The following is a 25,426-nucleotide window of genomic DNA, read 5'->3' as shown; positions in this document are numbered from 1 at the left end:
CTCCCGGAGGACGACGTGCTGCCCCTGACGCCCGTGCCGCCGCAGACGGCGGGGGAGCGCGCGCTCTTCGCCGAGCTGACCCGGTGGGACCGCGGCGGCGCCGTCCGCGGCGCGGTCGTCGCGTCGATCCCGGTCGTCGACGGCCCCGTGGGGCGGCGCCTCTCCGACGCCGTCCTCCTCGTGCCCGAGGGCGTGGCGGTGGTGCGGATCGTCGAGGTGGTCCGCCAGAGCGGCGTGGTCACCGCGACACCCGAGGGCTCCTGGACGATCGGGCCCGGCGCCGGGCCCGGTGAGGTGCTGCAGCTGGCCGGTGGGGGCTCGACCCCGCTGGACGGTCTGATGCGGGCCGGCATGGACGCCGCCGTGCGGCTGCGCCGCGCCGGGCTCGAGCCGGGGCGGATCGCCCGCCTGACCGTGCTCACCGGCGAGCTCACCGGCCTGCTACCCGCCGACGGCGACCTCGGCGACGGTGACCAGGTCGCGCTCCTGGAACCGCGCTCCCTGCTGCTCGGCATCTCCCGCGCGGCCCGCTACGCCGGGGTCGACAACCCCCGGCTGTGGACCACCGCCGACGTCCGGGCCGCGCTGACCGCGCTGGGCTTCGACGGCCGCGGCCCCACGGTCGAGGAGCTCAACGGCGAGGGGTTCCCCTACTCGCCGTACGTGCTGCGGCGCCGCGAGCTGCTGGCCCCCGCCGCCATGGCCGCCTCGCCGGCCATGGGGACCGGCATGGGGACGGCCTCGCCCGCTCCGCCCGTCGACCCGGCCGCGTTCGGCCCGGCTGCCTTCGGCCCGGCTGCCTTCGACCCGGCGGCCCCGCTCCACCAGGCCGCCGCCGTCCACCCGGCCGCGTTCTCCCCGGCGCCGGCGGCGTCACCGCCCGGGCCCCTGGTGGACCCCGCCGCCGCCGCCGCCGTCGCCGCCGCCGCCATCCGGGCCGACGAGGAGGCCGCCGCGCGCGCCGCCGCAGGCCTCGACGCCGCGCCCGCCCCGGCACCCGCACCCGCCGTCCCGGCCGCGCCGCCGTCGCGTCCGGCGACCGCCCGCTTCGAGGCGCCCGCCCTCGAGTCCGGGACCGGCGCGCCCCCGGCACCGCCGTCCCCCGACCCGGCGCCGGTCCCCGAGCCAGAGCCGGCCGACGCCACCGGCGGGCTGGGTGGCCTGTTCGCCGAGGAGCGCCCCGCCGCCGCTCCGGCTGCTGCTCCTGTCGCGGCCCCGGCCGCCGTGCGGGCGCCGGTCGCGCCGCCGCCCGTCCCGCTGGTCGCGCCGCGTCGGCGTCCGCCCGCAGCCCGCCGCCGGCTGGTGCTGCTGTCCGCGGCCGCCGTGCTGGCCGCCGTCGTGCTGGTGGGTCTGCTCGTCGGGCTGCTCACCGACGACGACGACGGCGCCGCCGCCCAGGAGACGCCGGTGGCGAGCAGCCCACCGGCGACGCCGACCCCCGCGGGGCCCACGCCGGGCACCCGCACAGTGATCGACGGCCGGACCTTCGTCCTGCGCGAGGTGCAGGTCGACGACACCTGCGTCGGCAACTCCTACGGCGACGTCGCGGACTTCTTCGAGGCCGGCGACTGCACCGGGCTGACCCGGGCGCTGTGGTCCACCGACATCGACGGCCGCCCGGTCGTGGTATCGGTGTCCGCCGTCGAGATGGCCGACGTGCCCGGCGCCCGCGACCTGCGCGCGCTGGCCGACCGCAACGGCAGCGGCAACGTCAGCGACCTGCTGCGCGAGGGGGTGCGCTACCCCGGCTCCCCGGAGGAGCTGTCCGGCGCCGAGTACGCCAGCGCCGTCGACCGCACCGTGGTCACCATCGTCGAGACCGCCTGGGTCCGCCCCGGGGCCGGGCGCCCCGCGGGCATCGACGAGGTCGCGGGCGACAGCCTGGCGCTGCCGGTGCCCGCCTCCGCCGCCGACTGACCGCGCCGCTCAGGCCGTGACGTCGACCAGCACCTTGCCGACGGCGCCGCCCTCGACCGCGCGGTGCGCCTCCGCGGTGTCGGCCAGCGGGTACACGTGCAGCGGCAGCCCCGCGTCCTCGCCCACCCGGACCGCACCGTCGAGCACCGCGGCGGTCACGTCCTCGACGCCGAGCGCCTTGGCCCGCTCGGGCTCGGTGTAGACGAGCACGAACTGCCACCGCGCGTTGGGTCCCATCTGTGCGCGCACGGGGATGGTGACCTCCGCGCCGCCGTCGTCGGCGTACATCCCCACCGCGCCGTGCACGCCGAGCACCTGCGCGTCGACGGCGGCGTTGCGGGCCGCGGACACCTCGACGACGACGTCGACGCCCCTCGGCGCCACCTTGCGCACCTCCGCGACGACGTCCTGCTGCCGGTAGTCGACGACGTGCGAGGCGCCGGCGGCGGCCGCCAGCTGGGCCTTGCGGGGGCTGCTCACCGTGGCGACCACGGTCGCGTCGGCCCAGCGGGCGAGCTGCACCGCCGCGTTGCCCACGGCGCCGGCCCCGCCCTGCACGAGCACCGTGCGGCCGGTGAGCGCGCCGGGGCCAAGCCGGTCGGGCACCGACTCGCCGAGGGTGAGGCAGCGGTGCGCGGTGAGGAAGGGGATGCCCAGCGCCGCGCCGAGCTCGGAGGAGGCGTCGGCGCCGAGCAGCACGGCCTGCCGCAGCGGGACGACGGTGTACTCGGCCGCGGTGCCCCAGGGCCGCTGCCAGGCCGCCTCCCACACCCACACGCGCTGTCCGGTGACCGCCGGGTCGACCCCGCGGCCGACGGCCTCGACGGTGCCGGCGCCGTCCTGGCCGGGCACCTGACCGCCGGGGCCGGGTGAGGTGTTGGTCCGGGACTTCCAGTCGGTCGGGTTGACCCCGGCCACCGCCAGCCGGACGAGGACCTCGCCGGGGCCGGGCTCGGGGACGGGACGGTCGGTCAGCTCGAGGACCTCGGGGCCGCCGTTGCGGGTGTAGGTGATGGCGCGCACGCCCCCGCACTACCCACGTCGCCACCGGTGTCGTACGGCACCGTTCCGCCGGCCCCTCCGCGCGGTAGGAGGGGGGCGTGGAGGAGTTCCCCCCGGCCTGGACCCGCCTCCTGCCGTCGTCGCTGCGGCGGGCCCGCACCTACCGCCGGCACCACGGCCGCCTGCCGCCGCTCCGCGCCCCCCGGACGTTCACCGAGAAGCTCGACCGGCGGGTCACCTCCGACCGTCGGCCGCTGCTGGCCCCCACCTGCGACAAGCTGGCCATGAAGGAGCACTTCGCCGCGCGCGCCCCCGGCCGGCTGTCGGTCCCGCGGACGTACTGGTCCGGGACCGACGTCGCCGAGCTGGCCGACGTCGACCTGCCCGACCGCTGGGTGCTCAAGCCGAACCACTCCTGCCGGCGGGTGCTGCTGGGGGAGGGGCGGCCCGACCCCGCCGACCTCGCGGCCCGCACGGCCGGCTGGGTCGCCGAGCGCTACTGGCGCAAGAGCGAGGAGTGGGCCTACCGCCACGCGCGGCCGTGCCTGCTGGTGGAGGAGCACGTCGGCCCGCCGGGGGAGGCCCCGGCCGACCTCAAGGTCCTGGTGTTCGACGGCGTCCCGCGGCTGGTCGGCGTGCACACCGACCGGCGCGACGGGCTGCGGGGGCGGCTCTACACGGCCGACTGGGAGCCGCTGCCCTGGACCTGGGGCTACCCTCCCGGCCCGGACGTCCCGCGGCCGGAGTGGCTGCCCGACCTGCTGGCGGCCGCCGCCGCGGTCGCCGACGGCTTCGACATGCTGCGCGTGGACCTCTACCGCTCCGGTGGCCGGCTGTGGGGCGGCGAGCTCACGCCCTATCCCGGCGCCGGGCTCAGCCGCCTGGAGCCGGGTCTCGACGAGCTGCTGGGGAGCTGGTGGACCCTCCCGCCGCTGGGCCGGAGGTCCGCCGCGGCGCGCCGTCCCCCCGGGGGGTGACCCTGCCGGAACCGGACTGGTCCGGAACCCGGCCGGAGCCGATGAGGCGGCATGGAGCTCTCCGCGTTCGGCCGCCTCCGCCGTGCACTCCCCGAGGGCCGCCCGCTGCCCGACGAGGTGTGGCAGCGCCGGCACGCGGTCCTGCTGCGGCTGGCCGCCGTCCAGGCGCTGGCCATCGGCGTTCTCGCGCTCACCCGTGGCTGGTCGGGGCCGGCCGCCCTCGCGGCGACCGCGGCCGCGGCCTACCCCCTGACCGCGAACCTGCTGCCGGGTGCCGGCCGCACGCTGCGCGCGGCCGGGACGACGGTGAGCCTGCTGGCGACGTCGGTGCTGCTGGTGCACGTCTTCGACGGGCTGACCGAGGCGCACTTCTCCTTCTTCGTCGTGGTCGGCCTCGTGTCGCTCTACCAGGACTGGACGCCCTTCGGCCTGGCCCTCGCGGTGGTGGTGCTGCACCACGGCCTCGTGGGCACCCTCTTCCCGCACTCGGTGTTCCACCACGACGCCGCCTTCCGCGACCCGTGGGTGTGGGCCGCGGTGCACGGCGGGTTCGTGCTGGCCGCGAGCCTGGCCAACCTGGCCTCGTGGCGGCTCAACGAGCGGCAGGGGCTCTTCGACCCGCTCACCGGCCTGGCCAACCGCACCCGGTTCATGCAGGGCCTGGTCCGGCTGCTGGAGCGCCGCAGCGGCCAGGTCAGCGTCCTGTTCCTCGACCTCGACGACTTCAAGGACGTCAACGACACCCTCGGCCACGCCGCGGGCGACCAGCTGCTCACCACCGTCAGTGAGCGCCTGCTGGCCTGCACCCGGGTCGGGGACGAGGTGGGCCGCCTCGGCGGTGACGAGTTCGCCGTCGTGGTCGGCGGGGACGCCACCGCCGCCGCGGCCGTCGGCGAGCGGGTGCTCGCGGCGCTGGCCGAGCCGGTCGAGGTGGCGGGGCGGCTGCTGACCGTGCACGTCAGCCTCGGGCTCGCCGACACCGCCACGGCCGGCGACCGCCGTCCTGGGACGCTGCTGCGCAACGCCGACCTGGCCATGTACGAGGCCAAGGCCCTGGGCAAGAACCGCATGGTCCGCTACGTGCCGGGCATGGCCGAGGCCGCCCAGTGCGAGGCCGACCTGCTGCAGGACCTCGCCGCCGCGACGCGGTCCGGGCAGCTGGAGGTGCACTACCAGCCGACGATCGACCTGGCCGACGGACGCACCACCGGCTACGAGGCACTGGTCCGCTGGCGCCACCCCGGCCGCGGCCTCGTCCCGCCGGCCGAGTTCATCCCCCAGGCCGAGGCCAGCGGCCTCGTCGTCGAGATCGGCCGCTGGGTGCTCGAGCGGGCGGTCTCCCAGGCGGCGGCGTGGACGGCCGAGACCGGCCGCCCGATCGGCATCGCGGTCAACCTCTCGCCGCGGCAGCTGTCCGACGACGACGTCGTCACCGTGGTCGCCCGGGTCCTCGCCGACACCGGCCTGCCCGCCGGTCAGCTGACCCTGGAGGTCACCGAGGGCGTGCTGCTGCGCGACGTCGACGAGGCCGTCGGCCGGCTGGCCGCGCTGCGGGCACTCGGGGTGCGGATCGCCATCGACGACTTCGGCACCGGGTACTCGAGCATGGCCTACCTGCGGCGGCTGCCGGCCGACGTCCTGAAGATCGACCGCAGCTTCGTGCAGGACCTCGGCTCCGACGGCCGGTCGACGACGCTGGTCGCCTCGATGATCGAGCTCGCGCGCAGCCTCGGCCTGGAGGTCGTGGCCGAGGGCGTGGAGACGCCGCAGCAGCACGCGGTGCTCGGCGACCTCGCCTGCTCGCACGCGCAGGGGTACCTGTTCGGCCGGCCCCTGCCCGCGCCTGCCCACGACCCCGTCGGGGACATGCCCTCCGGTGCGGTCCCGGAGCCCCGCGAGGAGGTCGCGGCCCTCTGATCAGGCGGGCGTGATCGAGAGGGTGAGTGCCCGGCGGCCGGCCTCGGTGCGGGCGGTGCGCATGCGCTCCTCCGAGGGCGTGCCGTAGTCGGTGGTACGCTGCCGGGCGGGCCGGCCGATCGCGGCGGCCACCGCCTCGAGCTCGGCGATGGTCTTCAGCGAGCCGTTCTCGCTGCCGGCCATCCGGCTGATCGTCTCCTCCATCAGCGTGCCGCCGAGGTCGTTGGCCCCGCCCTGCAGCACCGCCCGCGTGCCGGCGTCGCCGAGCTTGACCCACGAGGTCTGGATGTTGCGGATGCGCCCGTGCAGCAGCAGCCGCGCCACGGCGTGCACCGCCCGGTTCTCCCGCACCGTCGGGCCGGGGCGCGCCACGCCGGCGAGGTAGATCGGCGCGTTGTGGTGCACGAACGGCAGCAGCACGAACTCGGTGAACCCGCCGGTCTCGTCCTGCTGCCGGGCGATGGTGCGCAGGTGCGCGACCCAGTGCGCCGGGGCGTCGACGTGGCCGTACATCATCGTCGACGTCGTCGGCAGGCCCACCCGGTGCGCGGTGCCGATGATCTCCAGCCAGGTCGCGGCGGGCAGCTTGCCCTTGGTCAGCACCCAGCGCACGTCGTCGTCGAGGATCTCCGCCGCCGTCCCGGGGACGCTGTCGAGCCCGGCCTCCTTGGCGGCGGTGAGGAAGTCCGCGAACGACAGCCCGGTGCGGGCGGCGGCGTTGACGATCTCCATCGGGGAGAACGCGTGCAGGTGGATCTCCGGCTTCCGACGCTTCACCTCGCCGATCAGGTCGAGGTAGGCGCTGCCCGGGAGGTCGGGGTGGATGCCGCCCTGCATGCAGATCTCGGTGGCGCCGGCCGCCCACGCCTGGTCCACGCGGTCGCCCACCTCGGACAGCGACAGCGTGTAGGCGTCGGCGTCGGTCCGCCGCTGGGCGAAGGCGCAGAACCGGCAGCCGGTGTAGCAGACGTTGGTGAAGTTGACGTTCCGGTTGACGACGTAGGTGACGTCGTCGCCGACGGTGGCCCGGCGGACGGCGTCGGCGAGGGCGCACAGGGCCTCGAGGTCGGGGCCGTCGGCGCCCAGCAGCGCCAGGTACTGCGCGTCGGAGAGCCCGGCCGGGTCGGCCTCGGCGGCGCGCAGCGCGGCGTGCACCTCCGGGTCGCCGACGGCGAGGGCGGTGGAGGAGCCGTCCCGCGCCTTCTCCGTGCGGGAGCGCAGGTCGGCCCAGTCGCCGTAGACGGCGTCGAAGTCGCCGCGCCGGTCGCCGGTGCGCCCGACGGTGTCGACCTCGACGTGCAGGTCGGTGCGGCCGGTGGAGACCCACGCCTCGTCGGGCTCCTGCCACGGCAGCCCGGCGGGGACGCGGCCCTCGACGGCCAGGCCGTCGGGCCCGGCGAGCGCGGCCACGTGCGGGCGCACCCGCGGGTCGAGCCACGGCTCGGGCTCGAGCACGTACCGCGGCTGGGCGGCCAGCCGCTCGCGCAGGGTGAACCCGCCCTCGGCGGTCAGCGCGGCGAGCTTGTCGGTGTTGGGCCAGGGCCGCTCGGGGTTGACGTGGTCGGGGGTGAGCGGGCTGACCCCGCCCCAGTCGTCGACGCCGGCGCGCAGCAGCAGCCCGAGCTCGGTGGAGTCGGACAGGTTCGGCGGGGCCTGCACCCGCGCCCGCGGGCCGAGCAGCAGCCGGGTGACGGCGACGGCGGCGACGTACTCCTGCAGCGCGAGGTCGTCGTGGGCGGCCATCGCGGTGCGCGGCTTGGCGCGGAAGTTCTGGACGATGACCTCCTGCACGTGCCCGTGCCGGGCGTGCGCGGCGCGGATCTGCAGGACGGCGTCGACCCGCTCGGCCGGCGTCTCGCCGATGCCCAGCAGCACCCCGGTGGTGAACGGGACGGCGGAGCGGCCGGCGTCCTCCAGCACCCGCAGCCGGACGGCGGGCTCCTTGTCGGGGGAGCCGAAGTGCGGCCCGCCGGGCTCCGACCACAGCCGGGTCGCGGTGGTCTCGAGCATCATCCCCATGGACGCCGACACCGGCTTGAGCCGCTGGACCTCCTCCCACGTGAGCACGCCGGGGTTGAGGTGCGGCAGCAGGCCGGTCTCCTCGAGGACCCGGATCGCGACGGCGCGCAGGTAGCCCAGCGTGGAGTCGAAGCCGTGCGCCCCCAGCCACTCGGCGGCGACCGGCCAGCGGTCCTCCGGGCGGTCGCCCAGGGTGAACAGGGCCTCCTTGCAGCCCAGCGCCGCGCCCTGCCGGGCGATCTCCAGCACCTCGTCGGGGGAGAGGAACGGCGCCTTCCCCTCGCGGCGCAGCTGCCCGGGGGTCGTGACGAAGGTGCAGTAGTGGCAGCGGTCGCGGCACAGGTGGGTGAGCGGGATGAACACCTTGCGGCTGTAGGTGACGACCCCGGGCCGCCCGGCCGAGGCGAGGCCGGCGTCGCGCACCCGGGAGGCGGCGGTGAGCAGCCGGTCCAGCGGCTCGCCCTCGCCCAGCCCGCGGGCCGACAGCAGCACCTCGGCCTCGCCCGCGTCGAGGGGGACACCCCGCTCGGCGCGGGCGAGGGCACGCCGGAGTCCGGAGGGCACGGGGGGCTGCGGCTGGCTCATCGCCGTCGACGCTAACCCCCGGACGACCGGCGCAGGAGGTCGCGTCACCCGGGGGCGTCGACGTAGCGGCCGCGGAGGCGGAGCAGGGGGGCGGAGCCGTCGTGCAGGACCGGCACCGCCTCGACGACGAGCAGCGCCAGCACGTGGTCACCGGCGGGCACCAGGCGCTCCAGCCGGCAGTCCAGCGCGACGACGCCGCCGTCGAGCACGATCGCGTCGCTGTGCGGCGCCCGCGACCATGGCACCGCCTCCAGCAGGTGCCGGGCCGAGGGGCGCCCCGCCGAGGAGAACCGGCTGGCCAGGATCGCCTGACCCGCGGCGAGGACGGTGAGCGCGCACGTGCCCACCGCCTCGAGCACCTCGGCCGGGTAGCCGTCCGCGCTCAGCCCGACGGCGACCAGCGGCGGGTCGGCCGACACGCTCGTCACCGACGTCACGGTGGCGCCGACGTCGTCGATGTCGTCGCGGACGGTCAGCAGCGCCACCCCGGCCGGGTACTGCCGGAGCGCGGCGCTGAAGTCGGCGCGGGACACGGGCATGCGGCCAGTCGACCACACCGGACAGGATGGCCCCGTGAGCAGCGCAGACAGGACCTACGACGTCGTCGTGCTCGGTGCCGGCCCGACCGGGGAGAACCTCGCCGACGTCGTCGTGCGGGGCGGGCTGAGTGCGGTGCTGGTGGAGGAGCACCTCGTCGGCGGGGAGTGCTCCTACTACGCGTGCATGCCCAGCAAGGCGCTGCTGCGCGGCACCGAGGCCCTCGCGGCCGCCCGGACCGTGCAGGGCGCCGCGGCCGCCGTGACCGGTGAACAGGACGTGGCCGCCACGCTGGCGCGCCGCGACTCCTTCACCCACGACTGGGACGACACCGGCCAGGTCGACTGGGTCGCGGGTGCGGGCATCGACCTCGTCCGCGGTACCGCCCGGCTCGACGGCGAGCGTGCCGTCGTCGTCACCACGCCCGACGGTGGCCGCGTCCGGCTCACCGCGCGGCACGCGGTCGCCGTCTGCACCGGGTCGGAGCCGGCGGTGCCGCCGGTGGCGGGCCTCGACGGCGTGCAGCCGTGGACCCCGCGCGAGGCGACCGGCGCGAAGGAGGCCCCCCGCCGGCTGCTCGTCGTCGGCGGCGGCTACGTCGGCTGCGAGCTGTCCTTCGCGTGGCACGCGCTCGGCTCGCGGGTGACGCTGCTGCAGCGCGGCGGCCGGCTGCTGCCCGACGCCGAGCCGCAGGCCGGGGACGCCGTGCTCGCCTCGCTGCGCGACCGGGGTGTCGACGTCCGCCTCGACGCCGACGTCACCGCCGCCCGCCGCGAGGACGACGAGGTGGTCCTCACCGTGGGCGGGGAGGAGGTGCGCGGCGACGAGGTGCTGGTCGCCACCGGCCGGCAGGCGCGCACCACCGCCATCGGGGCGGACACCGTCGGCCTCGAGCCCGGCCGGTACCTCGACGTCGACGACACGCTGCGGGTGCGCGGCCTGCCGTGGCTCTACGGCGCCGGCGACGTCAACGGCCGGCGGCTGCTCACCCACATGGGCAAGTACCAGGCCCGCCAGGCCGGTGCCGCGATCGTCGCCCGCGCCCGCGGCGAGGAGGTGTCCGGTGCCGACTGGTCGCCGCACACCGCCACCGCCGACCGCGCCGCCACCCCGGCCGTGGTGTTCACCGACCCGCAGGTGGCCAGCGTCGGCCTGACCTCCGCCCAGGCCCGCGAGGCCGGCCTTCCGCACCGCGTCGTCGAGTACCCGATCGGCTCGGTGGCCGGCGCGGCGCTGCTCGCCGACGGCTACGAGGGGACGGCGGTCGCCGTCGTCGACCCCGGGCGCGAGGTGCTGCTCGGCGTCACGTTCGTCGGCCCGGCCGTCGCCGAGCTGCTGCACGCGGCCACGATCGCCGTCGTCGGCGAGGTGCCGATCAGCCGGCTGTGGCACGCGGTCCCGGCCTACCCGACGGTCAGCGAGGTGTGGCTGCGGCTGCTCGAGACCTGGCGCGGCTGAGTGGCGCGCATCGGCCTGGTCCTGCACCCCACGCGGGACTCCTCGGCGGCCGTACGCCAGGTCAGCGCGTGGACCGGCGGAGCCGACGTCGAGCTGCTGGCCGACCGGGCCGACGTCGCCCGGCTGGGCCTCGCCGGTGTCACCCCGGTGACGCCCGAGGAGCTGGCCGGCACCACCGACGGGCTCATCGCCCTGGGCGGCGACGGCACCATCCTCGGCGCCATGCGGCTGGTGAGCGACCGGCCGGTGCCGGTGCTCGGCGTCAACCTCGGCCACCTCGGGTTCCTGGCCGAGGTGGAGGGCGGCGAGCTGGGGGAGGCGCTGGCCGCGATGGCCGAGGGCCGGGTGCGCACCGAGTCCCGCGGCTGCCTGGTCGTGCGGCGGCGCGACCGCGAGGACCCGGCGTTCAACGACGCCGTGCTGGCCCGGGTGCCGGGGGAGGGGATGGTGACCGCCGACCTGTCGGTCGGGGGCCAGCGCTACGCCCACGTCCGCTGCGACGCGGTGATCATCGCGACCGCGATGGGCTCGACCGCCTACAACTACGCGGCCGGCGGCCCGGTGGTCAGCCCCGAGGTCGAGGGCATCCTGCTCACGCCCGCCGCGCCCGCGCAGGGCATCTCGCGGACCGTGCTGCTCGGCGCCCGGGAGACCCTCTCGCTCACCATCAGCAGCGGCCGCCCGGCGGTGGAGGTCGACGGCGTCCTCCGCGGTCAGCTCGACCCCGGCGACGAGCTGACCGTGTCCTACCGCCCCGGCGCCGGGCAGCTGGTCCGCATCCAGGGGTCCCGCTCGGCGGCGCGCAGCCGGGCCAAGCTGTCCCTGCTGGACCTGCCCTTCCTGCCCGGCGAGCTGCTCGAGTTCCTCCCGCCCGACGTCCGCGAGCGCATGAAGGAGGACCCGCAGGACGGCTGAACCCCCCCGCCGTGCTGCAGTGGAGCCCGTGCCTGCACCGTCCCGCTCCTCCTGGCGCCGCTACGTCGCCCTCGGCGACTCCTTCACCGAGGGGCTCAGCGACCCCGACCCCGCCCGCCCCGGCGAGTACCGCGGCTGGGCCGACCGGCTGGCCGGGCACCTCGCCGCGGCGAGCCCGCACGACGTCGAGTACGCCAACCTGGCGATCCGCGGCCGGCTGCTGCCTCAGGTGCTCGCCGAGCAGGTGCCGGTGGCCCGTGCCGCGCGGCCCGACCTGGTCAGCCTGGTCGCCGGCGGCAACGACCTGCTCCGCCCCGGTGCCGACCCCGACCGGCTGGCCGCCGCGCTGGAGGAGGCGGTGGCCGGCTTCCGCGCCGACGGCGCCGACGTGGTGCTCGCCACCGGGGTCGACCCGCGGCTGACCCCGCTCATCCGCCGCACCCGCGGCCGCGTGGCGGTGTTCAACGCCTCGGTGTGGTCGATCGCCGCGCGGCACGGCGCGGTCGTGCTCGACCAGTGGGGCGCCGGCTGGCTGCTGGACTGGCGGCTCTGGGACGGCGACCGCATCCACCTCACGGCCGAGGGGCACCGCCGCACCGCGCTGGCCGCGGCCGCGGCCCTGGGCGTGCCGGTCCCCGGCGACGGGGACGGCGACTGGCGCACCCCGTTACCCCCGGCGCCGCCGCGGGCGCTGCGCGCGGCGGTCGCCGAGGAGGTGGCGTGGGTGCGCGGGTTCGTCGCGCCGTGGATCGCCCGCCGCCTGCGCGGGCGCTCCTCCGGCGACGGGCGTGCGCCGAAGCGCCCGGTGCCGCTGACGCTGCCGCGCGCCTGACGACTAGGCCGGCGGCCCGTCCCCGTCGGGGTCCTCGGCGATGTCGTCGACGACCTTCAGGAACGGGCGCGGCGGCAACGGCCGCTCGTCATCGAGGGGCAGCAGGTCGACCCCGTCGCCGCCGGCGACGGGCAGGTCCTCGACGGCCTCCAGCTCGCCGGTGACCGCCCCGAGCACCGCGGCGGCCTCCTCGGCGGCCTGCCCGACGAGTGTCTCGGCGACCGTGGTGTCGGTGCGGCCGGGCAGCGGCGCCGGCCGCCCGAAGGCGTAGCCCTGGGCCATCGCGCAGCCGTGCCGGCGCAGCCAGTCGGCCTGGTCGAGGTCCTCGATGCCCTCCGCGATGACCTGCAGCCCCATGCCCTGGCCGAGCTGCAGCAGCCCCTGCACCAGCGCGGCCGACGACGGCTCGCGGACCACCCCGGCGACGAAGGACCGGTCGATCTTGACGGTGTGGATGGGCAGCCGGTGCAGGGCGGTGATCGCCGAGTACCCGGTGCCGAAGTCGTCGAGCGCCAACGTCACCCCGCGCGCGGTGACCTCCTGCACGGCCTGCAGGGTGGCCTCGGCGGCGAACAGCGCCGTCGACTCGGTGATCTCCAGCTCCAGCCGCTCCGGCGGCAGGCCGGACGCGTCGAGCACGTCGGCGACCAGCTCGCTGAACCCCTCCTCGGCCAGGTGCCGGGCGGAGACGTTGACGTGCACCCGCAGGCCGGCCGGCCAGCCGGCGGCGTCGTCGCAGGCACGGCGCAGCACCCAGGCACCCAGCCGCGAGGTCAGCCGGTTGTTCTCGGCGGCGTCGAGGAAGGCGCCCGGCGGCAGCAGCCCGCGGGTGGGGTGCTGCCAGCGGATGAGCGCCTCGTAGCCCAGCAGTGTCTCGTCGGCGAGGGAGACGATGGGCTGGTAGAAGAGCCGCAGCTCGTCGGCGTCCAGTGCCCGGCGCAGGTCGGTCTCGAGCTGCAGCAGGTCGACCTCGTCCTCGGTGAGGCCGCCGTCGTGCACCTCGATGCGGGCCCGGCTGCCGTCGCGCTTGGCGCGGGCCAGGGCGCTGTGCGCCTGCTTGAGCAGGTCGTCGGGGGCGACGTCGGACCCCAGCGTCAGGCCCACGGACGCCGACAGCACGATCTCGCGGCCGCCCAGCACGAACGGGTCGTCGAGGACGGCGAGCAGCCGGTCGGCCAGCGCGCGCAGCCCGTCGAGGTCCTCGACGTCCTCGGCGAGGATGAGGAACTCGTCGGCGCCCAGCCGGACGGCGGTGTCCTCGACGCGGGTGCTCCACCGCAGCCGGTCGGCGACCTGGCTGAGCAGCTGGTCGCCGGCCTCGGTGCCGAGGGTGTCGTTGACCGCTTGGAACCGGTCGAGGTCCATGTGCACCAGGCCGACCTGCAGCCCCCGGCGGCGGGAGAGCGCGAGGGCGTGGTTGAGCCGGTCGGTGAGTGCGCGCCGGTTGGGCAGCCCGGTGAGCGGGTCGGTGAAGGCCCGGCGGACCAGGTCTTCCTCGGCGCGGCGGCGGTCGGTGACGTCGACCAGCGACAGGACGGCGAACTGCGGCTCGCCGGTGCTGCGGTGGACGACGTCGTGCGACTGCTGCACCCACACCTCGCTGCCGTCGGCGCGGCGCAGGCGGCGCTCGCCGTCCTGGCGCAGCCACGGGTCCAGCGCGCCGTCCTCGCCGGCCACGTCGTCGTTCAGCGGAGCGTCGTCGGGGTGGGCGAGCAGGTCGACGTGCCGGCCGACCATGTCGTCGATGCCCCGGCCGGCGAGCGCGCAGAGCGCGTCGTTGACCACGAGCAGGTGGCCGTCGAGGTCGACGAGGGCCTGCGGGACGGGGGAGGAGAGGAACAGGGCGCGGAACATCTGGCCGCGGTCGGCCAGCAGCGTGTCGATGGCCCGCAGCCTCGCCCCCGCCGGTGCGCCGGCGTGCCCGCCGGGTCGGCCGGCCCGGGGCAGGGGCACGGAGGAGGCGCTGAGAGTCACCCGGACAGGGTGGCCGACGCCCTGGCCGGATCGGCGGAACCGGCGCCCGGAATGTCGTGGTCGACCGATCACAGACGGTGAGGGCTCCGCCTCACCGGGAACACCCGTCCCGCGCACCGCGCTGGTGTGACGCGTGAAGCGCATCGGGTTCCTGTCCTTCGGTCACTGGCAGCCCATCCCCGGCTCGCAGGTGCGCACCGCCCGCGACGCCCTGGTGCAGTCGGTGGAGCTCGCCGTCGCCGCCGAGGAGCTGGGCCTGGACGGCGCCTTCGTCCGCGTGCACCACTTCGCCCGGCAGCTGGCCGCGCCGTTCCCGCTGCTGGCGGCGATGGCGGCCCGCACCTCGCGGATCGAGCTGGGCACCGGCGTGATCGACATGCGCTACGAGAACCCGCTGTACATGGCCGAGGAGGCCGCGGCCACCGACCTGCTCAGCGACGGCCGGCTGCAGCTCGGCGTCAGCCGGGGGTCACCGGAGACGGCGCTGCGCGGCTCGGAGGCCTTCGGGTACGTCCCGCCGGAGGGAGCCACCGACGCCGACCTGGCCCACGAGAAGACGGCGCTGTTCCTCGCCGCGCTGCGGGGCGCCACCGTCGTCGACGCCGACCCCGGGACGACCGGCGGCGCGCGCGGCCGGCTGGCCGTCCAGCCGCAGTCGCCGGGCCTGGCCGACCGCATCTGGTGGGGCTCGGGCACCCGCGCCACCGCCGTCCGGACCGCCGAGCAGGGGCTGAACCTGATGAGCTCGACGCTGCTCGTCGAGGACACCGGCGTGCCCTTCGACGAGCTGCAGGCCGAGCAGATCGAGCGGTACCGCGCCGCCTGGGCCGCGGCCGGGTGGCAGCGCGAGCCGCGGGTGTCGGTCAGCCGCAGCGTCGTCCCCGTCGTCTCCGATCTCGACCGCGCCTACTTCGGCGACGAGCGGCGCTCCTCCGACCAGGTCGGGCTGCTCGAGGGCGTGCGCGCCCGCTTCGGGCGGAGCTACGTCGGCGAGCCCGACCGGGTGGCCGAGGAGCTGGCGAAGGACGCCGCCGTCCGGGAGGCCGACACCCTGCTGGTCACCGTGCCGAACATGCTCGGCGTCGAGTACAACGCCGCCCTGCTGGAGAACCTCGCCCGCCACGTGGCTCCGGCGATCGGCTGGGTGCCCGCCGGCTCGCGCTGACGACGCGCACGACGCCGGGGAGCCCGGGACCGTGGCGGTCCCGGGCTCCCGGTGTCCTGTGCTCGCGGCGCCCGGGTCAGGGGGCGCCCGGTCTCAGCTGGCGTCGAAGGTGACGTTGCCCTCGGCGTCGATGTCCGCGAGGACCTCGCCGGTGTCGCTCGGGTCGTCGACCAGGGTGGCGGTGCAGGTCAGCTGCAGGCCGTCCCCGGCGACGAGCACGGTGCGGTCGTCGGCGTCGCAGCTGGCGGTCACGTCCAGCCCGGCGTCGGTGGCGAAGGTGGAGACCAGCGCCGCCTCGACGTCGGCGACCTGGACGAAGACGTCCTCGCTGGCGATGGTCACGTTGCCCTCGTCGTCGGTCTGCTCGACGGTGTAGCTGACCTCCTGGCCCTCGACCTGGGCGGTGCAGGTCGACACCGTGCCGGCGGCGAGCTCGACGTCCTCGGGACAGGTGACGTCGGTGACGGTCACGCCGGCCTGCTCCTCGGTGAGCGCCACGATCTGCCGCTCGGCCTCGGCGGTGTCGAGGACCTTCCCGCCCAGCAGGAAGAAGGCACCGATGCCCAGGCCGGCGACGACCAGGGCCGCCAGGATGCTGCCGACGACCGCGCCGGTGCGCTTCTTCGCCGGCGGCCCGCCGAAGCCGTTCGGGGTGCCGGGTGCGAAGCCCGGGCCGCCCGGGCCGAAGCCGCCCGGCGCGGGGAAGGACGGGGGCGCGTAGGGGCCGTGTCCCTGGGGGCCGTGTCCCTGGGCGCCGTGTCCCTGGGCGCCGTGTCCCTGGGCGCCGTGGCCGTGCGGCTGGTTGGGGGAACCGTAGGGGTTCTGGACCTGGGTCATGTCGGGCTCCTCGATCGGTCCCGGGTCCGTCCCGGGTGCTCGGAAGCACCGTGCCGCGCCCCACTTGCAGCGACCTTCGACATCACTTGCAAGCCACCGCCAGCGCCCGGACGGGACCCTGGTCGTCACCGGGTGCGCACGCCGCCGGGCGCACGGTGGCCACCGGGCAGGGCGGCGCTCCGCGGCGCCCGGGACCGTCCGGGAGGACGCCCCCGCGTGCTTGCATGCGGCGCACCGTCCCGGGGCGTCAGGAGGTCGCGGACATGACCAGGTCAGCTCCTCCCGACGGAGGGCCCCGGCGGGCCGGCCCCGACGACCTGCGCGGGATGACCCTCTTCGACGGCGTCGCCGACGACCAGCTCCAGGAGCTGTCCGCGGCCGGGGAGGAGGTGCACTTCGGCCCCGAGGACGTCCTCTGGGTGGAGAACCAGCCGGCCGAGTCCTGGTGGGTCCTGCTCGACGGCAGCATCGACCTGCTGCGGCACGTCGGCCACGAGGAGACCGTCCTCGGGACGATGGACGTGCCGGGACGGTGGGCCGGGGGGTTCCGGGCCTGGGACGAGCACGGCGCCTACCTGGCCACCGGCCGCGCCGTCGCCCCCGGCCGGGTGCTGCGGATCCCCGCCGCGGAGCTGCGCCGGATCTGGACGGCGCGCTTCCCGCTGGGCCTTCTGCTCACCGAGGGCGTCTCCCGGTCGGCGCGCAACTACGAGACGATGGCCCGCCAGCGGGAGGCCCTGGCCGCCCTCGGCACCCTCGCGGCCGGCCTGGCGCACGAGCTGAACAACCCCGCCGCGGCGGCGACCCGCGCCGTCGACGCCCTCGCCGAGGCCTGCGACGGCATGTTCGCCTCCCTGCGCCGGCTGGCCGGCGTCCCCGTCAGCGCCGAGCAGTTCACCGGGCTCGACGCGCTGCGCCAGGAGCTGGGGTCCCGTCCGGGCGGGGAGAGCCCGATGGTCCTCGCCGACCGGGAGGACGAGCTCGCGGACTGGCTGGCCGACCACGACGTCGCCCGGGAGTGGGTCCTGGCGCCCGCGCTCGCCGCGGCCGGCGCCGACCCCGAGTGGTGCGACCGGGCCGCCGGGGTCGTGGGGGAGGACCCCCTCGCCGCCGGGCTGGAGTGGGTGGCCAGCACCCTGTCGGTCACGGTCCTGCTCGCCGAGGTCAAGGAGTCGACGCAGCGCATCTCCGACCTGGTGGCGGCGGTCCGGTCGTACTCGCAGCTGGACCGGGCGTCGATGCAGCGGACCGACGTCGCGGAGGGCCTGGAGAGCACGCTCGTGACGCTCGCCCACCGGATCCCCCCGGGCGTGCGGGTCGAGCGGGACTACGGCCAGGACGTCCCGCGCATCCAGGCCCTCCCCGGCGAGCTCAACCAGCTGTGGACCCGCCTGGTCGACAACGCCCTCGACGCCATGGGCGACGCCGGGACGCTGCGGGTGCGGACCGGGTGGGAGCGGGGTGCGGTGGTCGTGGAGGTCGGCGACAGCGGCCCGGGGATGTCGGAGGAGACCCGGGCGCACGCGTTCGACCCGTTCTTCACGACGAAGGGCGTCGGCCAGGGGACCGGCCTGGGGCTGGACATCTCGCGGCGGGTCGTGCAGCACCACGGCGGCGAGATCGGCATCGACACCGGGCCGGGTGGGACGGTGCTGCGCGTGCGGCTGCCCGGCGGGCGCGTCGGCGGGGCCTGAGCGCGCCCGGCAGGACTCGAACCTGCGACCAAGTGCTTAGAAGGCACCTGCTCTATCCGCTGAGCTACGGGCGCTCGGTCGCCGATGATGACACCTCCCGCCGCCGCGGGGCGCCCCGGTGACATCGCGGCGCCCGTCCTCCACAGGCGGCCCGGGCTCCACAGGTCGTCCGCACGTGCGCCGTCCGGCTCCCGGCGGCCCCAGGGTCGTGCCCGGACCGGCACCGTGCCGGCCAGGACAGACCCGAGGAGCACCGTGAGCGCCACCGAGATCACCGTGATCGGCAACGTCGTCACCTCGCCCAGCCGCGTCCGCACGCAGGGCGGCAGCGTCACCAACTTCCGGCTCGCCTCCACCGAGCGGCGGTACGACGGCGCCACCCAGGGCTTCGTCGACGGGGCCACCTTCTTCGTCGACGTCGAGTGCTGGGGCGAGCTGGGCGGCAACGTGTCGCACAGCCTCAGCAAGGGCGACCCCGTCGTCGTCCGCGGCGTCATCCGCACCGACCAGTGGGAGTCCGAGCAGGGGCCGCGCAGCAGGCCGCGGGTCAAGGCCGAGGCGGTCGGGCCGAACCTCGCGCGGGGCACCGCCGACTTCCGCCGCACCCAGCGGGCCGCGCCCGTCCCGGCCGCGGCCGAGCCACCGGCCGCAGACGGTGCCGACGAGCGGGACTACGACGGCCCCGTCGAGCCGTTGTACACGCTGGACCCCGAGACCTCCGCGGCGGCGCAGGCACTCGAGCACGAGCTCGGTGCCCTGCCGGAACCGGCCCTGCACTAGCGGCCTGCCAACTGGGAGGATCGGGACCGAGAACGTACGGGGGCCGGGCCGGCACACACCGGCCCGCCCCTCCTCGCGGACCGATCCCGCGCACCGACGGAAGGCTCTACCCCCAGTGGCTCAGTACATCTACACGATGGTGCGTGCGCGCAAGGCGCACGGCGACAAGGTGATCCTCGACGACGTCACCCTGTCGTTCCTGCCCGGCGCCAAGATCGGCGTCGTCGGCCCGAACGGGGCCGGCAAGTCCACCGTCCTCCAGATCATGGCCGGCATGCAGCAGCCGTCCAACGGCGACGTGATGCTCGCGCCCGACGCCACGGTCGGGATCCTGCTGCAGGAGCCCCCGCTCAACGAGGAGCTCGACGTCCGCGGCAACGTCGAGGAGGCGGTCAAGCCGCTGCGCGACGCGCTGACCCGCTTCGAGGAGGTCAGCGCGGCGATGGGCGAGCCCGACGCCGACTTCGACGCCCTCCTCGCCGAGCAGGGCGAGCTGATGGAGGTCATCGAGAACGCCGACGGGTGGGAGCTCGACGCCCGCATCGAGCAGGCGATGGACGCCCTGCGCTGCCCGCCCGGCGACGCCGACGTCACCGTCCTCTCCGGCGGTGAGCGCCGCCGCGTGGCGCTGTGCAAGCTCCTGCTGGAGGCCCCCGACCTGCTGCTGCTCGACGAGCCCACCAACCACCTCGACGCCGAGAGCGTGGCCTGGCTCGAGCAGCACCTGGAGAAGTACGCCGGCACCGTCGTCGCCGTCACCCACGACCGGTACTTCCTCGACAACGTCGCCCAGTGGATCCTCGAGCTCGACCGCGGCCGGGCCTACCCCTACGAGGGCAACTACTCCACCTACCTGGAGACCAAGTCCACCCGCCTGAAGGTCGAGGGCGCCAAGGACGCCAAGCGGCAGAAGCGGCTGGCCGACGAGCTCGAGTGGGTGCGCTCGGGGGCGAAGGCCCGCCAGGCCAAGAGCAAGGCCCGACTGGCCCGCTACGAGGAGATGGCCGCCGAGGCCGACAAGTTCCGCAAGCTGGACTTCGAGGAGATCCAGATCCCGCCGGGCCCGCGGCTGGGCAACGTGGTCGTCGAGAGCAACGACCTCACCAAGGGCTTCGGCGACCGCGTGTTGATCGACGACCTGTCCTTCACGCTGCCGCGCAACGGCATCGTCGGCGTCGTCGGCCCCAACGGCGCGGGCAAGACCACGCTGTTCAAGATGCTCGTCGGCGAGGAGAAGCCCGACGACGGCGAGATCAAGGTCGGCGAGACGGTCAAGATCTCCTACGTCGAGCAGAGCCGCAGCGGCATCGACCCGAAGAAGACCCTGTGGGAGGTCGTCTCCGACGGCCTCGACCACATCAAGGTCGGCAACGTCGAGATGCCCTCGCGCGCGTACGTCGCGGCGTTCGGGTTCAAGGGCCCGGACCAGCAGAAGCCGGCCGGCGTGCTCTCCGGCGGTGAGCGCAACCGGCTGAACCTGGCCCTCACGCTCAAGCAGGGCGGCAACCTGCTGCTCCTCGACGAGCCGACCAACGACCTCGACGTCGAGACGCTCACCAGCCTCGAGGGCGCGCTGCTGGACTTCCCCGGCTGCGCCGTGGTGGTCAGCCACGACCGGTGGTTCCTCGACCGCGTGGCCACCCACATCCTCGCCTACGAGGGCGACTCGAAGTGGTTCTGGTTCGAGGGCAACTTCGCCGACTACGGGAAGAACAAGGTGCAGCGGCTGGGCCCCGAGGCGGCGCGCCCGCACCGGGCCACCTACCGCAAGCTCACCCGGGACTAGCCACCGCGGCCCCCTGCCGCGGGGCCGTGCCGGCACCTCACCAGCCGACGGCCGGCCGGAGCACCGCTCCGGCCGGCCGTCGACGTGTCCGGGCCATCCCGGTCGTCTTGGTCGTCCGCGTCGTCCCGGGCCGTCCCCCGGTCGTCTCAGGGTCCGAAGCCGGCCACGAACCGGGCCTGACGGCGGGTCTCCACCGCGCGCGGGCGGTAGACGCGGCGGACGAGGGCCACGGCCTCGGCGGCCGGCACGCCGTCGAGGACGGCCAGGCAGGCCAGCGCCGTCCCGGTCCGTCCGGTCCCACCGCCGCAGGCGATCTCGACCCGCTCGCCGGCCGACCGCTCCCACACCTCGGTCAGGGCCGCGCGCAGGGCGGCGGGGTCGGCGGGCAGCCGGAAGTCCGGCCAGCGCACCCACCGGCTCTCCCAGCCGAGGGCGCCCGGTGGCCGGCCCAGCAGGTAGACGCCGAACGAGGGGAGCGGTCCGGCGGGCACCGGCGCGCGGAGCCCGCGGCCGCGTACCCGGCGTCCCGACGGCAGGACGACGACACCCGGTCCGCCGTCGTCCCAGGTGCCCACGACGGCACCGTAGGACGGTGCGCCCGTGACCGCGTCGACGGCGCGAGCGGACGTGCGGCAGGGTGTCGCACCGTGCGGTACACGGTGCAGGTCCCGATGCGCTGGTCGGACATGGACGCCTACGGCCACGTCAACAACGTCGTCCACCTGCAGTACTTCGAGATGGCCCGCGTGGCGCTGTTCTTCGAGCGGGCGTCGCTGGAGGAGCGGACCGGCCTGCGCCGCGGCACGGTCGTCGCCGCGCACGAGATCCGCTACAAGCTGCCGGTCGTCTACTCCGCCCGCCCGCTCGACGTCCAGATCTGGGTGTCGGACGTGCGCGCCGCCGCGTTCACCTGCCACTACGAGGTCTTCGACCACGAGCGCCTCGCCGTCACCGGCAGCACGCTGCTCGTGCCCTTCGACTTCACCATCGACCGGCCCCGCCGGCTCAGCGCGGACGAGCGGGAGTTCCTCGCCCGCTGGGAGGACGAGCCGGGGGAGTGACGCCCGGCGTCAGCGCAGCGGCGCCGCCTGCGCCACGCTGCTGCCGGCGTGCATCCAGTCGCGCGGCGGCGCCGAGTCGACCACCCGCTTGCCCAGCGGGAACAGCCCGACGGCGGCCAGCCTGAACGACGCGACCCCGAACGGGATGCCGACGACCGTCAGGCAGAACGCGATGCCGGCGACCAGGTGCACCAGCGCCAGCCACCAGCCCGCCACGAGGAACCACACGAGGTTCCCCACCGCCGAGGCCACCCCGGCGCCAGGTGCGCGCACCGTCGTCCGGCCGAAGGGCCACACCACGAACCCGGCCAGCCGGAACGCCGCGATGCCGAACGGGATGGTCACCACGAACAGGCAGGCGACGACGCCGGCGAGGGCGTAGGCGAGGGCGAGCAGCCAGCCGTGCAGGACCAGCCAGACCAGGTTGAGCAGTGTGCGGAGGGTGTCCACACCCAGTCCACGGACCACGGCGCCGCCGGGTTCCGCGGCGGCCGCCGAACGCGTCGTGCCCCGCTCCCGAGGGGGAGCAGGGCACGACGCGGTACGGCCGGGGTCAGCTCCGGTGGCGCGCCACCCGCCAGGCGCCCCCGAGGACGGCCGCGGCGACGGCGGCCTTGACCAGCCCGCCGAGGATGAACGGGTAGAAGCCCGCCTCCAGCGCCTGCGCGGCGCTCATGCCGGTGGCCAGGGCCAGCCACGGCACGCCGACGGCGAAGACGACCGCCTGGCCGGCCACGAACAGCGGCACCGAGGTGCGGAAGCGCCGGTCGGCACCGTGCCGGGCGGCCAGGCCGATGAGGTACGCGGCCGGGATGAAGCCGAAGACGTAGCCGCCGGTCGCGCCGACGACGACGTCCCAGCCGCCGGAGGCCTCCGAGTAGAACGGCAGCCCGACCAGGGCGGCGAGGATGTAGACGACCTGCACGGACACGCCCCGCGCCGGGCCGAGGCTGGCGGCGGTGAGCACCACGGCGAGGGTCTGCCCGGTCACCGGGACCGGCGAGCCGGGCACCGGCACCGAGACCTGCGCGAGCAGGGCGGTGAACAGCACGCCCAGCGCGACCAGGACGACGTTGCGGGCCCGGACGGCGGGCACCAGGTCGGCGAGGACGAGCGGCCGGGTGGGGAACGCCGGCACGGAAGCGGTGGCCAAGGATCCTCCTGAGGGCGGGGCGGCACCGGCCGGGCGCCGCGGGAACGCGCCGAGTCTGCCCTACCGGCCACCGGCGACCAACCTGCGGTCGCGCGGGCCCGGGACCCCGTCCGCGCCGGCGGCCCTGACCCCCGGGGGATCGCCGTCGCGGAGCCCGTGCGGGCCGCGGTAGGGGTGTCCCGGCCCCTCCGCGGGGCCCTCCGGGCCGGTCGCGTTCGGTGGCGGCGCGCTCACCTGCAGATACGTCCGCCGGTTTGCCGGGCCTCCGGGCGCCGTGTTGTCTGGGGTTCCTGGGCCCCTCGGCGAAGGCAGGAACAGGCGGAAACGACTGGCATGGCAACCGGGTGGTGGGCGTCGCTGTGGTCGTGGGGACGCCCCGCACCGCAGGAGCCGCCCGCGGAGCGGCCACCGGAGCCCGACCGCCTCCGCGGCGGCGGGTCCGGGCCGGACGCGCCGACCCGGGTCGCCCCGCCCCCGGACCCGTCACCCGCCGTCGACGGGGGAGTCCCGCACCGCGACCCGCCCGGTGCGCCGCACGACGCGGCGCTCCCCCCGCGGGCCGCACACACAGAGACGTCCGGTCCGTCCGGTCGACCCGGGTCCTCTCCGGACCCGGTGCGCAGCGCCCCGCTGCGTCCCCCCCTCGAGACGACAGGAGCCCCACCCGTGGCACAACTGGACAACGTCATCGCCGAGCTGCTCGCCATCGAGGGTGCCAACGGCGCCGCGATCGTCGACATCGACAGCGGCATGGCCCTCGCCTTCGGCGGCACCCCCGGCTTCGACCTCAACGTCGCGGCCGCGGGGAACTCCAACGTGATCCGCGCGAAGCTCCGCACGATCAACGACCTCGAGATCAAGGAGGAGGTCGAGGACATCCTGATCACGCTGCAGAACCAGTACCACCTGATCAACGTGCTCAAGGGCCAGGGCAACGCCGGCCTGTTCATCTACCTCGTGCTCAACCGGGTCACCGCGAACCTCGCGCTCGCGCGGCACAAGCTGCGGGCCGTCGCGGCGACGGTCAGCGTCTGAGCGGCCGCCGACGCCCGGCCCGGACGGAGGCAGGGCCGGGCGTCGGCACCGGCACGGCCGGTGCGGGATGACCGGTGCGGGGTGATCCGGTCCCGCTCCTACGCCGCGGTGGCCGCCTCGACGATGCGGTCGCGCACCGCGTCGACGGCGAGCTCGCGGGTGTCGATCCAGCGGGCGACGCGGCCCCCGGACACGATGCCCACGCGGTCACAGCACTCGGCGAGCTCGTCGGGGTCGACCGACACGACGACGACCGACGTCCCGTGCGCGGTGGCCTCGTCGAGCAGTTGCCGCACCTGCATGCGGGCCCGCACGTCGAGGCCGCGGGTGGGCTCGTGGAGCACGACGACGTCGTGGGCCGAGGCCATCCACCGCGCCAGCGCCAGCTTGTGCTGGTCCCCGCCGGAGAGCGCGCCGAAGACGGTGCTGATGCTCAGCGTCTTGACGTCGAGCCGGTGCACCGTCCGGATCACGCCGCGCAGCGAGGCGATCTCCTTGCGGATGTCGGTCAGCGCGCCCCAGGCCTCCTGGGTGAGGGTCCGGGCGATCGTCTCGCCGGGGTCGACGCCGTAGGCGTCCTCGTCGGGGTGGTAGGCCGGCAGCCGCAGGCCGCGGTCGTCGGCCGGGCCGAGCGAGCGGGGCTCGCCGTGCAGCAGCAGCTCGTCGGTGACCGCCGGCAGCTCCCCGGTGAGGGCGTCGGCGATCTCGGCGACCCCGGAGGAGCGGTGCCCGGTCAGCCCGATGACCTCGCCGCGGTGCAGCAGCAGGTCGACGCCCTCGACGCGGCCGGGCACGCGCAGGTTGCGCACCTGCAGGGCCACCTCGTCCTGGGCGGGGAGCGGCCGTGCGGTGGCCCGCGCGGGCACGAGCTCCTGCGGGGCGTCGTCGCCGGCGGGGGACCCCTGCGGGGCGGGCGGGGCCACCGACGCCACCCGCGGCGGCGGCAGGGTCACCGGGGCGCCCACGGTCTCCGCGGCCAGTCGGACGGGGTCGAGGTCGGCGCTCGCGCTGTCCAGGGCGATCCGGCCCTCGCGCAGGACCAGCACCCGGTCGACCACCTCGAGCATCTCCGGCAGCCGGTGGCTGATGTAGAGGACGCCGCGGCCCTGCCGGCTCAGCCGCCCGGTGACGGCGTGCAGGCGGCTGACCTCCAGTGGCAGCAGCGCGGCCGACACCTCGTCGAGCACGACCAGCCGCGTGTCCTCGGCGAGCACGCGCGCGGTCTCGACCAGACCGTGCACGAAGTGCGGCAGGTCCCCGATGAGGGTGTCGGGGTCGACGTCGAGGGCGACCTCGGCGAGCAGCACCTGGGCCTGCGGGCGCAGCTCCGCCTGGGGCCGCCCGGCCTGCGCGGTGCCGCGGAAGACGGCCTGGGCGACGGTCAGCCCGGGGTCGATGCGGACGAGCTGCTGCACGACCCCGACGCCGAGGTGCCGGGCGTCCTCCACCGACAGCGGGGCGTAGGGGTGCCCCATCAGGGTCATCGTCCCGCCGTCGGCCGCGGTGATGCCGGCGAGCACGTCGCCGAGGGTCGACTTGCCGGCGCCGTTGGTGCCGACGAGCCCGACGATCTCGCCCTCGCCCACGCTGAAGGACACGTCCCGCAGGACCCGCCTGGCCCCGAAGGACTTCGTCAGGCCCTGGACCTGCAGCAGCGTCATGGGTGGGCGGGCCTCCCCCGGGAGCGGGCCCCCGAGACCGGTCGGAGGCCGTGTTTCCAGCGTCCCCCGCGACGCTGTGTTCCGGTACGGATGCTACCCGTGCCGGCCGTCGCCGACCCCC

General features: G+C 76.0%; 21 protein-coding genes and 1 tRNA gene. 12 read left to right on the top strand and 10 right to left on the bottom strand.

Annotated features, from left to right (window positions below):
* The first annotated feature begins 15 nt into the window (after window positions 1-15).
* Window positions 16-1,917 carry a hypothetical protein gene (locus BM165_RS19770; RefSeq protein WP_075015250.1) on the top strand — a complete coding sequence of 634 codons (1,902 nt, stop codon included), beginning with the start codon at window positions 16-18 and terminating at the stop codon, window positions 1,915-1,917.
* Window positions 1,918-1,926: 9 nt separating this feature from the next.
* Here BM165_RS19770 and BM165_RS19765 read toward each other — a convergent pair whose 3' ends face one another.
* Window positions 1,927-2,940: an NADPH:quinone reductase gene (locus BM165_RS19765; protein WP_075015249.1), complete on the bottom strand. Its 1,014-nt coding sequence runs from the start codon at window positions 2,938-2,940 to the stop codon at window positions 1,927-1,929.
* Window positions 2,941-3,017: 77 nt separating this feature from the next.
* Between BM165_RS19765 and BM165_RS19760 the strand changes: the two genes are divergently transcribed.
* Window positions 3,018-3,896, top strand: a complete 879-nt coding sequence (locus BM165_RS19760; RefSeq protein WP_083427532.1) for an ATP-grasp fold amidoligase family protein — start codon at window positions 3,018-3,020, stop codon at window positions 3,894-3,896.
* Window positions 3,897-3,947: 51 nt separating this feature from the next.
* A complete protein-coding gene (locus BM165_RS19755; protein WP_075015248.1) occupies window positions 3,948-5,813 on the top strand; it encodes a putative bifunctional diguanylate cyclase/phosphodiesterase in 1,866 nt (621 codons plus the stop codon).
* Here BM165_RS19755 and BM165_RS19750 read toward each other — a convergent pair whose 3' ends face one another.
* Window positions 5,814-8,417, bottom strand: a complete 2,604-nt coding sequence (locus tag BM165_RS19750; protein ID WP_075015247.1) for a bifunctional FO biosynthesis protein CofGH — start codon at window positions 8,415-8,417, stop codon at window positions 5,814-5,816.
* A 44-nt stretch (window positions 8,418-8,461) separates the two neighbouring features.
* Window positions 8,462-8,956 carry a flavin reductase family protein gene (locus BM165_RS19745; protein WP_075015246.1) on the bottom strand — a complete coding sequence of 165 codons (495 nt, stop codon included), beginning with the start codon at window positions 8,954-8,956 and terminating at the stop codon, window positions 8,462-8,464.
* A 34-nt stretch (window positions 8,957-8,990) separates the two neighbouring features.
* Between BM165_RS19745 and BM165_RS19740 the strand changes: the two genes are divergently transcribed.
* From BM165_RS19740 to BM165_RS19730, 3 genes are read left to right on the top strand one after another with little or no spacing between them, the layout of a single operon-like run.
* The gene (locus BM165_RS19740) at window positions 8,991-10,412 is read left to right on the top strand and encodes a dihydrolipoyl dehydrogenase family protein (protein WP_244274347.1); all 1,422 of its coding nucleotides are present in this window, start codon (window positions 8,991-8,993) and stop codon (window positions 10,410-10,412) included.
* On the top strand, window positions 10,413-11,327 hold the full coding sequence (locus BM165_RS19735; protein WP_075015245.1) for an NAD(+)/NADH kinase: 915 nt from the start codon (window positions 10,413-10,415) through the stop codon (window positions 11,325-11,327). It begins immediately after the preceding gene.
* Window positions 11,328-11,355: 28 nt separating this feature from the next.
* Window positions 11,356-12,159 carry an SGNH/GDSL hydrolase family protein gene (locus BM165_RS19730; RefSeq protein WP_083427544.1) on the top strand — a complete coding sequence of 268 codons (804 nt, stop codon included), beginning with the start codon at window positions 11,356-11,358 and terminating at the stop codon, window positions 12,157-12,159.
* A gap of 3 nt (window positions 12,160-12,162) precedes the next feature.
* Here BM165_RS19730 and BM165_RS19725 read toward each other — a convergent pair whose 3' ends face one another.
* On the bottom strand, window positions 12,163-14,133 hold the full coding sequence (locus BM165_RS19725; protein ID WP_244274346.1) for a putative bifunctional diguanylate cyclase/phosphodiesterase: 1,971 nt from the start codon (window positions 14,131-14,133) through the stop codon (window positions 12,163-12,165).
* 133 nt (window positions 14,134-14,266) lie between these two features.
* On the opposite strand from BM165_RS19725, the gene BM165_RS19720 reads away from it, so the two are divergent.
* Complete coding sequence (locus BM165_RS19720) at window positions 14,267-15,298, top strand: LLM class flavin-dependent oxidoreductase (protein ID WP_075015243.1); 1,032 nt, start codon at window positions 14,267-14,269, stop codon at window positions 15,296-15,298.
* Between the two features lie 93 nt (window positions 15,299-15,391).
* Here BM165_RS19720 and BM165_RS19715 read toward each other — a convergent pair whose 3' ends face one another.
* A complete protein-coding gene (locus tag BM165_RS19715) occupies window positions 15,392-16,135 on the bottom strand; it encodes a DUF4333 domain-containing protein (RefSeq protein WP_075015242.1) in 744 nt (247 codons plus the stop codon).
* A 263-nt stretch (window positions 16,136-16,398) separates the two neighbouring features.
* Between BM165_RS19715 and BM165_RS19710 the strand changes: the two genes are divergently transcribed.
* Window positions 16,399-17,829, top strand: a complete 1,431-nt coding sequence (locus tag BM165_RS19710) for an ATP-binding protein (RefSeq protein ID WP_075015314.1) — start codon at window positions 16,399-16,401, stop codon at window positions 17,827-17,829.
* 1 nt (window position 17,830) lies between these two features.
* Here BM165_RS19710 and BM165_RS19705 read toward each other — a convergent pair.
* Window positions 17,831-17,903, bottom strand: a tRNA-Arg gene (locus tag BM165_RS19705).
* A 181-nt stretch (window positions 17,904-18,084) separates the two neighbouring features.
* Here BM165_RS19705 and BM165_RS19700 point away from each other — a divergent pair.
* Entirely contained in the window at window positions 18,085-18,609 is a 525-nt protein-coding gene (locus BM165_RS19700) for a single-stranded DNA-binding protein (protein WP_075015241.1), read from the top strand.
* Between the two features lie 115 nt (window positions 18,610-18,724).
* A complete protein-coding gene (ettA, locus tag BM165_RS19695) occupies window positions 18,725-20,395 on the top strand; it encodes an energy-dependent translational throttle protein EttA (RefSeq protein WP_075015240.1) in 1,671 nt (556 codons plus the stop codon).
* 146 nt (window positions 20,396-20,541) lie between these two features.
* Here ettA and BM165_RS19690 read toward each other — a convergent pair whose 3' ends face one another.
* A complete protein-coding gene (locus BM165_RS19690) occupies window positions 20,542-20,970 on the bottom strand; it encodes a protein-tyrosine phosphatase family protein (protein WP_075015239.1) in 429 nt (142 codons plus the stop codon).
* Window positions 20,971-21,042: 72 nt separating this feature from the next.
* Between BM165_RS19690 and BM165_RS19685 the strand changes: the two genes are divergently transcribed.
* Entirely contained in the window at window positions 21,043-21,456 is a 414-nt protein-coding gene (locus tag BM165_RS19685; protein ID WP_075015238.1) for an acyl-CoA thioesterase, read from the top strand.
* Window positions 21,457-21,465: 9 nt separating this feature from the next.
* On the opposite strand, the gene BM165_RS19680 is transcribed toward BM165_RS19685, so the two are convergent.
* Together BM165_RS19680 and BM165_RS19675 are read right to left on the bottom strand one after the other, a co-directional pair.
* Window positions 21,466-21,906 carry a YccF domain-containing protein gene (locus BM165_RS19680; protein WP_075015237.1) on the bottom strand — a complete coding sequence of 147 codons (441 nt, stop codon included), beginning with the start codon at window positions 21,904-21,906 and terminating at the stop codon, window positions 21,466-21,468.
* A 103-nt stretch (window positions 21,907-22,009) separates the two neighbouring features.
* Entirely contained in the window at window positions 22,010-22,609 is a 600-nt protein-coding gene (locus BM165_RS19675) for a biotin transporter BioY (protein WP_075015236.1), read from the bottom strand.
* 666 nt (window positions 22,610-23,275) lie between these two features.
* Between BM165_RS19675 and BM165_RS19670 the strand changes: the two genes are divergently transcribed.
* Complete coding sequence (locus tag BM165_RS19670; protein WP_075015235.1) at window positions 23,276-23,644, top strand: hypothetical protein; 369 nt, start codon at window positions 23,276-23,278, stop codon at window positions 23,642-23,644.
* Window positions 23,645-23,742: 98 nt separating this feature from the next.
* Here the strand turns inward: BM165_RS19670 and BM165_RS19665 are convergent, their stop codons facing one another.
* Window positions 23,743-25,305 (bottom strand): ATP-binding cassette domain-containing protein, encoded by a 1,563-nt coding sequence (locus tag BM165_RS19665; protein ID WP_075015234.1) that lies wholly within the window; start codon window positions 25,303-25,305, stop codon window positions 23,743-23,745.
* Between the last annotated feature and the right edge of the window lie 121 nt (window positions 25,306-25,426).

The sequence above is a fragment of the Geodermatophilus obscurus genome, assembly GCF_900115395.1.
Taxonomy (GTDB): domain Bacteria; phylum Actinomycetota; class Actinomycetes; order Mycobacteriales; family Geodermatophilaceae; genus Geodermatophilus; species Geodermatophilus obscurus_B.
This window is presented reverse-complemented; position numbering and strand designations above follow the sequence as displayed.